The organism is Leptolyngbya sp. PL-A3, from assembly GCF_039962325.1.
In the GTDB taxonomy this organism is placed as follows: Bacteria; Cyanobacteriota; Cyanobacteriia; order Elainellales; family Elainellaceae; genus Vacuolonema.
In genome coordinates this window covers 108928-123236 of record NZ_JAMPLB010000012.1, presented here as the reverse complement: position 1 = coordinate 123236, position 14309 = coordinate 108928, and the positions used below count along the sequence as shown (strand labels likewise).

General features: G+C 41.8%; 5 protein-coding genes. 2 read left to right on the top strand and 3 right to left on the bottom strand.

From position 1 onward, the window contains the following. Positions 1-11: 11 nt before the first annotated feature. Genes NDI52_RS11965 through NDI52_RS11955 form a run of 3 tightly spaced genes read right to left on the bottom strand, consistent with a single transcriptional unit; the run spans position 12 to position 9832 of the window. A complete protein-coding gene (locus NDI52_RS11965) occupies positions 12-7439 on the bottom strand; it encodes an SAV_2336 N-terminal domain-related protein (protein WP_348256404.1) in 7428 nt (2475 codons plus the stop codon). 14 nt (positions 7440-7453) lie between these two features. Then, positions 7454-8521, bottom strand: a complete 1068-nt coding sequence (locus tag NDI52_RS11960; RefSeq protein WP_348256403.1) for a MoxR family ATPase — start codon at positions 8519-8521, stop codon at positions 7454-7456. Between the two features lie 39 nt (positions 8522-8560). Continuing rightward, positions 8561-9832, bottom strand: coding sequence for a hypothetical protein (locus tag NDI52_RS11955; RefSeq protein ID WP_348256402.1), 1272 nt, complete (start codon positions 9830-9832; stop codon positions 8561-8563). 1565 nt (positions 9833-11397) lie between these two features. Between NDI52_RS11955 and NDI52_RS11950 the strand changes: the two genes are divergently transcribed. Together NDI52_RS11950 and NDI52_RS11945 are read left to right on the top strand one after the other, a co-directional pair. Next, the gene (locus tag NDI52_RS11950; RefSeq protein WP_348256401.1) at positions 11398-11853 is read left to right on the top strand and encodes a hypothetical protein; all 456 of its coding nucleotides are present in this window, start codon (positions 11398-11400) and stop codon (positions 11851-11853) included. Positions 11854-12940: 1087 nt separating this feature from the next. Next, positions 12941-13150 (top strand): hypothetical protein, encoded by a 210-nt coding sequence (locus tag NDI52_RS11945; RefSeq protein WP_190789436.1) that lies wholly within the window; start codon positions 12941-12943, stop codon positions 13148-13150. The last annotated feature ends 1159 nt before the right edge of the window (positions 13151-14309 follow it).

Sequence of the window (14309 nt, the reverse complement as noted above, 5' to 3'; positions counted from 1 at the left end):
ATTTGAAAAGTTTACTCAGCGCTTCTTTCAAAGAACACTTGGCTATTCCGTACTCTTGTATAAAGAACAGGTGTAGCAAAGTCTCGTTTACGATATTGAGTTGGTCCCAAAGCGATCGCTCTTCGCCCTTGCTGTACTGCAGTATCTACTGCATCTCCTTGGACTAAAGATTGGTAGAAACGGAGAGCGAATCGATTAGCTGTTGCATTAGTAACCTCATCTTGGAATCCTATTACAGTAGGAACATTTTGCTGCACTAATCTTAGTGCAATACTGACAGAAGTTTTTGAACTAGACAATTTAGCACTTTCAGACGCATGCATTAAAACAAGTGCAGGACAATGACGATTGAACAATTCGCTGAAGTAATCAGCATCAACCCACATTGACTCGTCAAAAGTATCATCTACTAATGCTACTTGTCCCATCTCTGCTTGAATTTCATCAGTTAATCGCACATGTCCAATAAAGTGAAGAATATGAGGCTTTCTTGATAAGGTATCATCAAGAGCATTTAAAGTAGCTGAATTAACAACTGGAAGAAACTCAATTTTCTTAGAATTTTCCTTGACTATCTTGTTGAGTTCTTTCTGTATAGAGTCGTAACTAATTGCAGGTAAATCAGGAGGTGAAGCAACAACTAATGCAACTCGCAATTTTTCACCTTCACTAAATTGAATCGGAGATGGTGGCATCCAAATACTTCGATGACGTACAAAAACTATCTCCGGTGTAGTAGCGAACCAAACTGTTCCCACCCCAAGCCTTTCTGGCAAACGCATAAATTCCCATGGAATGGCTGCAATCTCAGGCATTGCTTGTTCGTCAATGTCTAGTTCAATGCGTAGAAACTGTTTTTTTTGTCGTACTACTTCATTATAAAAATCAACAAAGTCTTGACTTAGAGGTTCATCAAATAAACAGTCAAATAAATATTCTCCAATAGCTTTGGATTGATTAGCACTATTTAACTCATTGTAGAGAATGAGTTCAAACAATGGTGTAAACTCAGCTTTTCTATCTGAATAACGAAAACGTCCCACAAGTTCTCCAAGAACTTGTCCTTCATTTTGTTTTTGGATTTTTACAGTTTCATTATTAGTAATTTGAATACGATAAATATAAAGGCCTTTATTTACGATGCTTGAATTACTAGAACTAGGCACAGAAGAATTAGTAGAGGTAGAAAGTTCAAAAACCCATTCTTCAACAGCACTTTTAGCAAGCTGGTTTGCTGCAGTATCTCTACTTCTCAATAAGTCTTTAAAGCGGTTTGGCAATTGACTAAAAACGTCTCTAATTTCTGATCTAAGCCAATTTATATTAGGTTCAGCATAAACCATACCTCTTAAGCTAATCGATCTTCTTGCTCCCTTAGGTACTTTGAAAACAATAGCAAATTTTATTGTCCCAATTTCCTGTAAGTCTTGACCTTTAATACACCACCGACAGGTTGCACTTCCTTCACCAGTCACAATGATTTCAGGATTCTTGAGTTTAAGCTCATAACTTGGGATCGTTAAAGCCAAATTAAATTGTTCTTTACTTACAATATTTGTCCTAATCTCATTTGGTACGGACTTTAAAGATTCCCCTAAGATAGAAGGCTCAACTCCAATACCCCAATCCAAATTCCCAGTTAAACCAACATCATAAGATGTATCCAGTTCTATTACTGATTTCCATCTAGATGAGGGAAAGAGAGTTTGAACGATTGGTTCAGCTCCCTCTTCAGAACTGAGGTTTAGCTCGCAAGTTAGTTGAGAAAAACTCACACCACGAGAAGAATGCAGATTAATGGGCAATGTCATGTAGTAAAAATCAAACCGCTCCTGCATCTGCTGTTTATAAATGCTTGTCAACTCAATGCCAACATCCTGAAAAACTTTCTCCGTAAGCTGGATAAGACTACTAAGAGGATTTCCAAATCTTAATTGGCTTTGGAGAAGTGAATCAACAGCCTCTGCTCCCTTGCCTAGCTGTGTAGTAGCTGCATGTGAAGCTTCCCAAAGCTGAACTTCTCTTAATAATTCCTGAGCTATGTCCTCAGTCCTAGTTAGGTTGGGAGAAAAAGCAGCCTCCGTTTGTTCACTTCCTATCGGTGTTTCTTGAGAATCACCCAATTTTTGGGTGGCACGGATGAGAGCTTCAACTTTTGCTTCATCTCCATCGACTATAAAGATTTCTCCAAGAGTAGTAGACTCAACGGTTTCAAGTGTTCTACTTATAGCTCCTAGAATAGAATCAGCAGTTTGATCAATGGATAGACGGTTTCTTCCAGTTCCTATTAGTGGAAATACCAAACGTGAAAACCGATATCGAACTGCCAATTTGATAACAGCCTCAGATGTAACAGCAGCGTTAGCTGTGCTAATTTCAGGGTTAACATCATTTCCTGTGATTGATTCTACCGTTACACAAATAAGGAACCGTTGGGAAGTTGAATCACCTTGTGAACAAAACTTCTGATTAACAGCTGCTGGCAACGAAACTAGTAGTGGTTGATCGGGGGTAATTGTATCTTGTCTTCTAGCTATCATCTCATCAAAAACGGCGGAAGATATAAGCTCAGAGTCTTGACCTAAAAAGTTCTGAAATGCATCTCCAAGTGCTCCAAAAGTCCCTCTGTAGCCAACTGGCATTACGAAAGCATCAAATGGTAAATTCCAAGGTGAGTCAGTATGAACTGCATAAACTCGAGTATTTTGATGCGTCCAAAGAAGAGTTTTCTCAGCTGCAGCAAAGAGTTGGCTAGCTTGTTCTTGTAAACCTGCTGGTAAATGAGGAGAGAGTCCTGTTAAAACCTGTTGTCGAAGCTCTATATCTTGAAAGTATTGTATTTCCCGAAGAGCTGCTGTGAGTATTTCTTCAGACATAAGAGGTGCTAACTGAATCAGTAACTTAGCACGATCGGGCTCATACTCAGTTTCTTGAGTTGCTGCAAAGACCTGATAATGAACGCTCTCAGGAAGATGTGGTAGTAGACGAATTAGGGTTTCAGCTCGATACCTGCTGTCTCTGATCATTTGTGCGGCTTGTAGGGCTTGTTGGAGAAGCTCGGGTTGAGAGGCATTCAGTTGAGAGGCGATCGCATTCAATACCTCAGCACGGTAAGACTCATCGGAAAGCTCTTGTGCAATGTGTAGAGCTTGTTGGAGAAGCTGGGGTTCAGAGGCATCTAACTGTTGAGCGATCGCACTCAATGCCCTCGCACGGTAAGACTCATCCTGAATAGCTGTTGCTACGGATAAGGCTTGTTGGAGAAGTTGGGGTTGAGATGCATCTAATCGAGAGGCGATCGCACTCAATGCCCTCGCACGATCGCCCTCATTCTGAATTGCCTGTGCAGCCTCTAGAGCATGAGGCACAGCTTCAGGAAACTTCTCTGCTACTGCCGTGAGTGCTTGAACACGACTATACGTATCTTCAATCGCTAGGGATGTCTCTAGTGCCATGGGCAACAACTCGGGGGGCAGTTTATCTGCCAGTGCCCTCAATGCCCGAGCACGAGAGTCCTCACTCTCAATCGCTTGGACTGCCTCCAGTGCTCTAGGCAATGCATCAGGTAGTTTGTCTGCTAATGCAACGAGGGTTTGAGAACGAGCATAAGCATCTTGAATACTTAAAGACATCTCCAATGCTCTAGGCAATAATTCTGGCATCAGTTTCTCTACCAAAACCATTAGAGCTTGGGCACGAAGAGAACCGCTTTGAATGGACTGAATCGTTTCTAAAGCACTAGGTAGCAACCTTGTAGGTAAGTGAGGAGTAAGCTCAGTTAATACTCGAACACGTTCCTGTTCGTCCTGATTTTTTACAATTGCGTCGAGTATTGCTGCCGAAACTTCCTCAGATTGGGAAGCAAAAGAGAGTGATGTTTGTATCCAGAACTCGAGTTGGTTAGGAGATGCAGTTGCTAGTAGCTCACTCAACTCATTTTCATGTCCTGCTTCTATTAAGTGATGAGCTAGATGATGTATCCCATAATCGTCAATTTGCTCCAGAGTGGATTGCTTCCAGGACCTTTGTCCCTGCTTATAATATGCAACAATCTTTGAGTGATACTCTTGGGGGTCGCACCAGAAATTCTGATTTGTTTCCCTATCCTTGAGGTAAACTCGCAGAGATTCGTGAAACAAACTATACTCGTTCTCTCCAGTTTCATTTTCGCGCGCATCTAGAAATTGGGAGATCTCATGTAATATCAGCTGAATCGTCCTATTACGAAGCTGGCTAAAGTTCCTTATTTGTTCTTGAGTAATAGAGGTCTGAGCAACTGCTAAGATTCCCAGAACAGGTTTACAATCGCTTTCCCAATCCGAACCAAGTTGTTTCAGATAATTGTGGTATAGCTCGTATAAACTTTTTGGTGCAACAGATATGTCCTGGATAGATTGTTGACCATGCTCAATTGCGTCTAATAGTAGTTTTATATATAAGAAGTTGCCTTGAGAAAGTTGTATCAACTCATTCAGTAGAAGTTGAGGATCTTTTTCAGATATCTGAACTTTTATCTGTAAACTTGGCTCACTAAGTCTTTGGCTAATATACGAGCGAATGTCATTTAGATTACTTTCACTAAGTTCATCTAAACGTTGAATAAAAGATTTTTTAGATTCCAGATAACTTAAAACGCGATTATCCGGACGGGTAGTAAATACAAATCGGATCCAAGAAGGTAAATCAGTCATGCTCGATAAGAGCATGGCTAAGTTCTTTTCTGAGCTGTAAATTACTGCTTGATCTAGCGAATCAATCAGAAACACCTTCAGCTGTGGAGGTTCTATACCCTCTTCTTCATATATTGCTGGAAGTGCTGCTATTGGAGATTGAATCAGCAGTCGCAGTTCTTCTATAGGGTCAAGCTCCTTTAGGTTTTCAATGTAAATTCCCGTAACCTGGCTATTTGTCAAACTGTTGATATTGATATTGATATCAATGTTCAAATGGACTTGCTCAAGCACCTTGTTCAAGGCTTTCCCATAATGAGGTAGGGTTTCTCCCAGCTGCGCCGAGATCGATCGCAAGACTCGCCCCGGTCGTACCGTTTCTACATCCCCAGCTCTACAGAAATGATAAGCAGCAATGATTCCTTGATGCTCCCATCGCTTTATCAATTGGGCAGTAATGGCGCTCTTGCCGGAGCCCTGCTCCCCTACGAGAATGAGAAATTGTTCAGTTGCGGATGCAAGCCAGTTCTCAATTACATCAAAAATTCGCTCACGCCCTGTAAAACTTTCTGCTAATCGTGAAATTTGAGATCTTGTGTATTCTCCTCCTAGCCGCTTCAAAATCTCAGCTGAGATTGATGCAAAAGGACGTATTTGGCTAGCGATTTCCTCGCCTTCAACTTGTTCTGGATTTCTGAGCAAATCAGCAAAACTATCTATTGATAAATTAAGCTGGTTACTTACGTAATTAGAAACTACATCTAGTACTGCAACGGCATCTTCGTTAGGAAGGGTTGCAAGAAGAATTTCTCGGACTCCACTAATGAAATCGTATTGAATTTCCTCTGAAGCTGTATTTTCAATAGCTTCTTGTGGGGTTGCGAGTAATCCTCCCGACAGTACTTCACCTACATGAGTTTCATTGGACGATGGGAGAAATCTGCCTTGGATAGTGTGTATAACAGGCAAAGTAATTTGTGGTGCAGCTGCAAGAAGTGACGCTAACCTTTTAGCTACCGAAGAAGCAGTAGCCCGAAAACGTTGCACACGCTCTTCGGCAGACAATTCGATCGGACCAACTTTTTGCTCTAGCTCCTCCGCAAAACGAGCATAATCGCCGCCTAATTGTTTCAGGATCTGAGCAGTTACAGTTGCAAATGGTCGAGTCTGATTAGAAAGCTCCTTATCCTCAATATGCTCAATAGCTCTTAATGTTGCTGCAAAAGCTTCTACTGATAACCCAAGACGAGCAGCAATATAGCTAGAAACTTCTTCAAAAACATTAACTGCATCACTTGTAGGAACAGACTGAAGGAGAACTTCACGAACCCCATATACAAAGTCATATTGAACTTGATCGGGGTTTGTATCTGAGCAAACCTCCGATAAAGGCTTCAGCAGCCCTCCCAGAAAAACTTCAGCCACATGTACCTGTCTGGACTCCGAGAGAAGCCTATCTTGGATAATGCGTACGACAGGCAAACTAATGACTGGTGCCGCCGCTAGCAGTATTGCCAATCTTCTCGCTACGGGTGAAGCAGTAGCCCGAAACCGTTGCACCCGTTCTTCGGCAGACAGTTCGTCAAACACGTCTTGCCCGATGCTTTCTGAAAAAATGTCGTTACTTGGTTCAAAGATGATGCCAGGTGATAATGCTCCACCCTTGCCAGACAACATCTTCGCCCATTCCTTAAATATACCCGGTTCAAGAGTAATAATAGGGACTTTAATTTCTTGTGGACGTATTATCTCTGGCTGACTCCGCCGCCGCCTTTTGGCTGAGCGTGAACGTCCCTCAACTATGAGCTGTTGGTTGGTTACTCCTGGGGTTAATGACCGAAACCACACCGCTGCTCCACGAGATAAGGCTGTTCTATCCCACAACCATTCAGGTAACATTTGGACGATCGCCATTGGACAACTTTGTGCCCATATGCCTAGAGTCGGCAGGAGAGTACCGTCATACCAATAAGCAGATACACAATCACTGACAAACAGGATTAGAGAGCGCCCACTAGGATCAATTAATTCTTTAGGGCTTCGAGGTCGATGATTTATACCAGAAGAACCGATGCCAGAACGGATCTGAACTTTATCTTCACCTAAAGAATCGCCATCATTAACGACTAAACCCCAAAAACGAACATCTCGAAAGACACCATAATTCTGCATAAGGCGTCGGAGTTCTACAATGGTATGACGCCAAATCACCATTGAGTTACTTTCATCCACAACCAACGCCAAATCTAGCCAGGGTTCTAAGTCTGGCTTCAAAATAGGTAACCAAAGTTTTTCTTTGGCAATACGCTGTGTAGTTGCCTCTTCATCAAGTATTGAGCGAAAGTTGGAGGGCACTCGACGCATCAAGGGTTTGAGTGCTCTTGCCAAGCTCAATGGCTCTCTAAGCGAGGGGGCATCCGGCACCTTAAAAGCTAATTCTTTGCCTCGCCCGCCCCTAGAACGATTATCTTGAGAATCCTGAAACAAACCAGCTTGTTGGGCATTTTGGTTATCTGAAGTGCTTAAGTTCGGTGATTCTTCAGCATTTTGTGATTGACTCGTTGTTTCTTTCGCTACCTTGCTCTCTGTTGGAGTTGCAGGCTGGTTAAGATCCCTACTGAGGTTATCTAGTATTACTTGACTTGAACCTTTATCTATTTGCTCTGATTCAGGTAGCTTTATGTGTAATGCAAGCCAAAGGATGTCGGCAATCTCATTGCCGGTTAACCCTAGCTTGGAATTCAGAACCGCAACTAGTTCCTCAATCATTGGAATTACACTACCTACTTCAGATGCTCCATCAATAATTCTGCTAACTTGTCTTTATCATCCTCGCTAGAATTCAATCGGCCAGCTACAAGGTATACAGCATTTAATAATTGATCAGGTGACAAGTCACCTTTTGAACGTTTGTCTACAAATTTGGTAATAAGTGGCTTTGCCTTGTCTAAAATATCCTTTCCTAAATGAGCTTCAACAATTTCCGTAAGTGCCTTTTCATCTGGGTCTTTAATCGTTAGTCTCAAGCAACGCCTTAGAAAAGCTGGAGGAAAGTCACGTTCTCCATTACTCGTAAGAACAATAAATGGAAATTCATAACAACGAACACGTCCCGACTTGATTGTTGCTCTACGCTTATCGTAGGTTCTTACATTAACCGTTTCTGTTTTATCAGCAATGCGAGCAAGCTCTGGAATCTCGTATTCCCCCTCTTCAAAAAGGTTGAGCAAATCGTTGGGCAAATTGATATCGCTTTTGTCAACCTCGTCAATTAGCAAAACTCTCGGACGTTTGGAAGGCAATAAAGCAGTTCCAACTGGTCCAAGCTGAATATATCGACCAATGTCTCGAGAGATATCCTCATCTTCAGCGGCTTTGTTATTAGGTGCAGGATTCTTGATCGGGGATTCAGGTTCAGAAGGGTTGCTGCTAGATTCAGTTTTAGTATCTTGTAAACGTGAAATTGCATCGTAGCGGTAAAGTCCTTCCTGAAGGGTTGCCCGAGCAGTAATAGGCCAAACAAGCACTGGTCCTAATTTCAATTCATAAGCTACTGCGTAGGCTAGAGAGGTTTTACCAGTGCCAGGTTTACCAGTGATAAGTAGAGGACGTCTCAAATGCAAGGCAGCATTAATAATATCAATTAGTTCTGGTTGATTTTCTGGAACTCGAAAAGATGCTCCTCGCTTTTCATTCCTATCAGAATCATTCCAAACTGGATCTTGCAAATCAAACTCTTTTACTGCCGATGCACGACCAAACTTTCGCCAAGTTGGTGGTTCTAGCTTTAGTAAATCCTCAATGCCATCATGTGGTTGAGTACTACCCCGAAAAATTTTCCAGTCGCTCATAGTGAATCCTAGCTATTACTTCAACAGTGTTACTGTGCCTCAGTGGTAAGAGGCGATTGGTTGTACATCAGGCGGCAGCCGACTAGGATCCTCCCATAAAAGAGCTAAATGGCAAGCGAGATGTTTATCAGGATCTGAGGCAGACGAACGCTGTTTCCAAAGTAGTTTAGGTAACTTAAACAGAGGACCAGAGGTAAGAAGCCCAGCTATTTCTTGGAGTAAGTCTGATTCTGGGATACTTTGTCTTGACCAAATAGCGATCGGAACAGCAGCATCCAAAAGAGCTAGGAATAGGTCTTCCGAATCATCTTCTGATATAGGACAATTTACTTTAATGCCGACTTGTTCTGTCCCAACAAATTCCGTAATGAATGAATTCCAATTACAACTATCTAATTGGTCAATAGGATAAAAAATACGTTCCTCAGGAATATCATTCAGCAAGTTCTTTACTTTATTCCAATTTTTCAGCCAGTCATTGCGGTAATCCGTTGTCCGATAATCTGGATCATCTAATCTCTCTGAGGATCTGACCGTTATTGGATATTTGGCTCCAATAGGAATTTGTCTACTTCTAAGTTTGATTGCATAACGATCTATTTCAGACCATATATGTAAAATTGGCAGGAAGAGCTCAATACTTAAATCGTATGGCTCTCTAAGAAATTGTTCACTTGATTTAAGAAAACTATTTAATAAATTTGGCAGCTCTGCTTGCAAATCCTTAATGAGATATGAGTTTGCATCCTGTAATTGTGCTTCATTCTCTTTATCCAAGCTTTCTACTATTAGTGAGATACAGTTACCTGGACTTTTTGAATCTGGAATTAACCACGCTTTGAGGCGAAACTGATCAGGCTTAGCTCGGTCAGGACGTAGCGCAAGCATTAAGTATGCTTGAAGATTTTCCAGAGATTGGCTGCTGAGCAAACCCTCAAGCTTTTTAGCAAATTTCTCTAAGCTTCTAAAGTCTTGAAGTTGCTGTATTGCACTCCCTAAATCAGTAGTACCTTGCCGAGACACACGGGAATCGGGTGGCAAGGAATCACGAAAAGCTTGAGTGATTTGGGAACTATCAGCTGCGTTGATCAGCCCTTCTAACTGCTGAAGTAGTTGAGCGGTAGTGCCAGCTTCAGTACCCGTTGGGGACACAATAATATTAAAAATTGTGTTTTTATTGACATCACGCCCAGCAAGATCCTGCCCGGCGCTATTTGTGTCTCCGTAATTTAAATTTACTGGACCTTCAGGTTTATTAATTACCCCCTGTGCCCCACCTGCCTCAATAGTGTCTCCAATATCTCCGCTCATTTAAGTCTATGCTACACGTGTTACAAACTTTGATTCTGAACTTGAGCAGCCATGCTGGGAGAACCTAGCAGCTTCAAAAGCCAATTGATACTTAAATTCAGTGATAACACTAGAGTTTCCGGAGTTGGAAAAATTAAAGTATTCTAAAGATAATAGTGGTCAAGTTCTTTAGATGATCATCAAGCTCAATTTGTCAATGAGTACAAATCCTTTTTATTTAGTTTAACCGAGGCTGGACGATTAAGTCCCTATAACCAATCTTGGAGCATAGCTTGTGAAGAGGTTATTCTGATAATCCCTTTAGCTAAAAAACCTTATTGAATCTGGGTTAAGGTGCTGTCAAATGGGTTGAGCCAGTGGAGTGAATCTATTTAGCTTGAAGCTCAATAGCTTTATCTTCACACAGTTAACTCAACTGCTTTGGGACATCCTTTTCACCGCCAAACAGCATTCTCCGAGGAAAAATTGGAGCAATCGTCTATTGGTTTAGCTATAGCTCATCTCCGATACCATTACCCAGGCTACAAAAAGCTTACGTCGGTGCTGCTTATGTCTGACTTTAGGGCTTATCTACTTGTTCTCTTATACACCTTCAAGGATGTGATAGGTAAAATCTCACACCTCACTTGCGACCCATGCACGGTTTTCAGACAAGGTATTTAGTCATTTCACATTAAGGATGAGAGAAAAGTCTAATTTCGCAAGCCCCTCTAACAGGATTTGCAGAAACAGCAATTATTTTTCTCTTCGCATGAATAAGACTATCCAAGATAAAAAGAGTCCTGGAAGAATAATTTACAACTCTGGAGGTAACCTCAAGAAAAAGTTCAACAGCGATGCAAATCTCGGTTGAGGAAGAATAATTACAGAATAGTGGCAGCAGGACAGAGGCGAAATTTCTTCAGAGGCTGAAACTTATATCCCTTAAGGGTTTTAAGCAAAGGAGAAGAATTAATCCCGATTTTTTCACTTAGTCCGCATTTAAATTTCACTTAGTCCGCTATTGTGAAGTCTGGAATGCCCGCAATCTCGTTCAAAAAATTTCACTTAATCTGCGAACTGGAAAGTTAGCGACAAAGATAGGTCCAGGACCTTGGCAACCTTGGGGCAGCAAATGGAACGATCCAATGCGGCAACTTTTAAGATCTAGTGGGAACTTTGCAGTTTGGGGCGGTAGGGGTAGATTTTGGTAAGTGCAATCGCTGAAGCACATCAGTGATGCCAAAGCTCAGGGTCAGGCTATGTATTATATGCCTAACCAACGCTTGGAACGAACTGCTAATCTGGATTTGATCGTTATTGTGACTTCAGCAGCAATCGCTTAAAGGGGTGATCGAACAATACTGCGCTTCTTGGAAGGATATTGGCCCAAATGACTGAGGCTATTGTATCGAGTCCGTACCCAACAATATATCAAGCAGTGGGAGCAAAACCTGCAAGACTGGAGCGAGTTATGTGGCAAATTACAAAATGAAGAGGAGGATAACCTTACCTCTAATGAATTGAACAAATACGCTTAACTCGATTGGTTAATCGTACATTCCTCCTCCAAGAAGAACCAGTTCATGCCTTCTCGTTTAAGGAATCTCCGAGCATCCAAATATCGCCCAAAGGAACGGTATGGATTAGATGCAGTTGTCTGCTGGCCTCGCCTCTGGCTGCTGCCTGATAGCACCCGAAAAGAATTGCAGGAAGCTTGGGCTACCCTCAATACATCTGTTCGGATTTGTCTTTGGAGCCTCCTCTTCTTGGTCTGGACTCCTCTGGCATGGTGGGCAACACTATTTGCCTTTCCCGCAGCTTGGTTAAGTTACCGCATGGTGCTGAACACTGCCTCCGTCTACGTGGACTTGCTGGAAGCGACATTTGACGTGCATCGCAATCTGCTCTATCAATTCCTACGAGTCAAGCTCCCCAAAAATCCGGTTACAAAATCTAAGGATGGTAAAAAACTAACCCAATACCTATGGAGAGAGCCAGATCAGTCTATGCCTGATTTCTGGGATTCACCTCAAAAATAAAGCATAATAAATGCTATCACAAAGGTATGTTGCAAGAAGGTCTCAAATGCTTGTATAGCAAGGTCTTAAGCGATTATGGAGGGTAGTAAGTGGCATTATATTTCAGAAATTTGCAGTTTATGCGCAATTTATCGGGTATATTTGCAGTTTATGTGCGAAAAAATTTTAGCTTATTGCGACTGAAGCAAGCTAAAACCCTCTATTTTGGCTTTAAAAATTGCAGCTTATGTGCGATCCGATACTCCGTTGTAAAGCAAGTTGTGCACGGTATTGAGTACTGTGCACATTTTTTTGCCCTTCTCTGAGAGGTTTGGGGCGATCGTAGTAAACCTGAGTCGGGGTTAAGGGTGTTTTCGAGTGCCGCGCAACGTGCGGCACTTGAAAACACTCATTTTGGCGTGCGCAAAGCGCACGCCAAAATGAGCACTTCAGCTTATTCCGAACTGAGGTTAGTGAGTTATCGGGCTGTGCTCAGAACAAGGTATTTTTGAAAAGCCGTACATAACAGTTTTTCAAAAATACCCTGTTCTAAGCACGTAATACTATACGCAGCGAAAGAACCCTAACTCTTTTTCTTTAAAAAAGGCTTTGCAATTACAGCCCTTAAAAGCGCTGTAAGAGGCTGTTTGAAAGATCCGCCAAGAGACGAATTTTTCGTACGTATAGCGCATGAAGAATCAATTTTTCATGCAGCCTCTCAAGTGTTCTTTACTATACGGGCTGTTCCGTCAAGCCTACTAAGTAACACTATCGTGTTGCAAATTATTGAGGTTGCCAAGCGTTTAATAAGGCCCTGTATGTAACCGAAAATTACGTTAATTCCTTAAACAGATTAATGCTGTATGCCCTCCAGAATAAGCATTTCAGCTTTTTGATTTACCTGGTTAGAGGATGTTCGTAATATAAGCCCCGCATTCAATAAAGATGCAGATGCACAGGTTTGGATACAACAAGGTCAAGTAATTCGACGCATTGTAACGATAATGGTACAACTTGTGTTGTCTTGTGTGTCCCCCTACCAGAAAACGGGGCTAGGATTTATCGTAGGAACATGTTAAATATTAAAAAAGCCTTAAGAGAGGTATCCATGACACCTCTATTGCTACACCGCTTCTGGTCCTTCATCGACGATACTCAATCCAGCATCCTGTTGAATCTGGACGACAGCAGTCTAGAGAACTGGCTCGTTAACCAATTCGGTTCTGAGCACCCCTTGAATGGCTTAGAAATGGATGTCCTAGGCGATTACGTTCGTTCCCGTCTTCCTTTAATTCGAGAACTGGCACACACCCGGTAGCCAGGGTATGCTCTCTGATATATCCATCAGAGCTAGGTGGTACATATAGCTCTGACAGTACTGGCGTTACTTACAGCTTGAGCCAAAACCTAGAATCCTGATTTTGCTATTGGAAGTAATGCCAAAATCAGGATTTTAGGTTTTGATTTGAGTAGACGAAAAAGTATCGCTTTATTACTCTTTGGATTCCGAAAAAGGTCTGGGGTCTTTGTCAAAGATTCTTTGACCCCTACTTTCCTATCAGAGCTAAGTTCGTTCGCTATGGTTTCTACATAATTTGTAAAACGGCTGTAGTTCCTGACGCCGCGCTATCCCTTGTTACGATTATCCAATCGATACCTATTAAAAATACTTCTAACTGGAGTTAAAAAGCTTAGGAGATTTCCAGTAATGAAATTACCCCCAGAATGTTGGCGCTTTGCCCGCTTCGCGGGCAAAGCGCCAACATTCTGGGTAAATTCTTATGCAGAAACCTCCTTAGTACTCAGTAGCGTAGATTTACTTATGTTTAGAGATGGAAGGTACCACACACCCCTTATCTCTAAACGTAGGCAAATTTACGCCCCTTAATACGAGTAGTTCTAGAAGCAAACTTCGACTAGTGAAGAACTTTGAAAGGTTGATATGGCAAGCTTCGTGCACTGTATTAACCTCTCAAAGTTTCTCTGGTAAATTCCTGCCACCTTCAGAGCCAAATTTGTTTTCATCTCTTAATCCTAAAATCTAAATTATTGCTTAAATTAAAGCTCAAAGTTGTAGTTTTATGCTTTGCTGCAATATCTGAAGTTATTTGAAACTGCCTATTACTCATTTTGCTACCTATATAGTTTTTATTAATGAAACTCTATCCTGTGACATTGTATTTCCTGATACATACAGAAATACAAAAGCAGTAGACTGTTGAAAATGTTCAAGCAGCAACCGGGTGTCGCTTCCTTTGTTATTGCATTCAAGGCTGGTTAAATAGACCGACATTGTATGCAATAGGAGCTGTAGATTTTGAGGGCATGAGCTATGAAATGTAGCTTGATACCCCTCACCTGCAATGATAGGTTTTTGCTTGGAGGGCGATGGTTCGCCAGTACAAGCTTGGCCTCATCCAACTGCTGTGTCTGAACGTTTCCAATGAAGTTATTCTTCGTCCAGAAGTGAGCAGTAA